The organism is Candidatus Phytoplasma citri (genome assembly GCF_002009625.1).
GTDB lineage: Bacteria > Bacillota_I > Bacilli_A > Acholeplasmatales > Acholeplasmataceae > Phytoplasma > Phytoplasma citri.
Map to the genome: position 1 here is coordinate 1 of NZ_MWKN01000019.1, position 1,676 is coordinate 1,676.

Genomic DNA, 1,676 nt, shown 5'->3' on the forward strand with positions numbered 1-1,676 from the left:
GGGTTAGTTTGCTTAAAATTTGCAAAAATTATTTATTTCATATCATTGTGAACATATATAAAATATAAAATTTTATAATTTTTATTTTTAAAAATAAGTTTGGATAGATAAAAAAATTCCTCTTGAAATAGGAGGAATTTTTTATGGTTTTTAATTTTAATTATTTTGTTTCTATAATTTTTATAAATGGTTTTAAATTGAAAGTTACTTTTTTTGTTTTTTGCGAAATATTTTTGTAAATTTCAGATTTTTTTTCTTTTAATTGAAGGTTTTTTTCTTCTAATTTTAAAATTTTTTTTGTATCCGCCAAATTTAAATCAGGATTTTTATTATTTCTAAAATAATATATTTCTTCTTCTAATTGTTTTTGTTGTATTGATAATTCTAATAATTTTATATTCATATTTTTGTTATCAGAGATAAATTCTTGTTTTTTTATCGCCATAACTTGATTATTATTTGTCATCATTAATAAACCTAAAATAATAATTAAAAATAATTTTAAGAAATGTAATTTATTTTTTACTAAAATCATTGTCTATCTCTCCTTTTATTGTCGGTATATTTCTCGATTGAAAAGAATAATATATAAAGATATTTAAATTAACTATTTTAATATTAATTTGTTTTATTATGTTTATTTTTTTAAAAAATTAAATTTGGTTTTTAAGAATTATATTTTAGTTTGAAAAAAATAATTTTTTTAAATATATCGGAAACATATTATATTGATTCATCAATTTTAAAATCTTTTTGATCAAATATTAACTAATTTTTATCAAATAATATATTCATTATCAATATAAACTTAACTAAATTAAAAGTAAAACAAATAAAATATTTATTAATTAAAATATATTTTTTACATTAATGAGATAAATTATTATTTATAAAAATAAATAATGTTTTTATTTTAATTTTTTATGTAAAATTTTTAATAAATCTAATTAATATTATAATCATTTTATTTTTTATGTTAAAATTTTTAATAGAAATCAATTTTAATTAGAAATTAAATAATCTAAAAATGAATAAAATAATAAACAAAAAATTATTAATAATATTTTTATTACTTCTTTTTATTTCAATATTTTATTATCTTTTAATTGTTAAAAAAAATAAATTTTTCATGCTTAATAATCTTCAAAATTATAATTTCACTCATATTCCCAAAATACTTCAAGGACAACCAAAATCTGAATCTACAAAAGAAGAAAACTTGAAAATTTTAAATAAATATTCTCATTTATTACGTTTTATAGAAAAAATTTATATAAAATATCAAAATAAAATTAAAAAAATTGATAAAGAATTAAATTTATATCAAAAAGATTATTTGATTTTAAATAAAGAGTTACGTCATTATAAAAATTTAGAAAAAATTTTTAATAATAAAATAGTCGGAATCGCAAAAGAATTAGATTTGAAAAAACAAATATTAATAGAAAATAAAATTTATTCTTTTAAAAAATCTTCTTTAATGATAGAAGAACAACAGCTTCAAGAATTGAAACAAAAAAATGATGACATGAAAAAAATAATACAAGCAAAAAAAGATCAAATTCATCAGGCAAAAATAAAAATAATTGAATTAGCCAAATCTAAAAATATTTATCATGAAACACTATACGATTTAAGCGGTTACCCAAAATCCCAAATTTTAAGCAAACTAACCC

At 15.4% G+C, this 1,676-nt stretch carries 2 protein-coding genes; one reads left to right on the plus strand and one right to left on the minus strand.

What is annotated here, in order from left to right:
• Positions 1-160 precede the first annotated feature (160 nt).
• Entirely contained in the window at positions 161-535 is a 375-nt protein-coding gene (locus B2G44_RS00805) for an SVM family protein (RefSeq protein ID WP_078122966.1), read from the minus strand.
• Positions 536-1,129: 594 nt separating this feature from the next.
• Here B2G44_RS00805 and B2G44_RS00810 point away from each other — a divergent pair.
• A partial coding sequence (locus B2G44_RS00810) for an effector (RefSeq protein WP_257616347.1) occupies positions 1,130-1,676 on the plus strand: 547 nt, incomplete at its 3' end.

Bases quoted from the DNA above. Each gene is read 5' to 3' on its own strand.
- B2G44_RS00805 (WP_078122966.1), bottom strand. From the start codon at position 535: ATGATTTTAGTAAAAAATAAATTACATTTCTTAAAATTATTTTTAATT.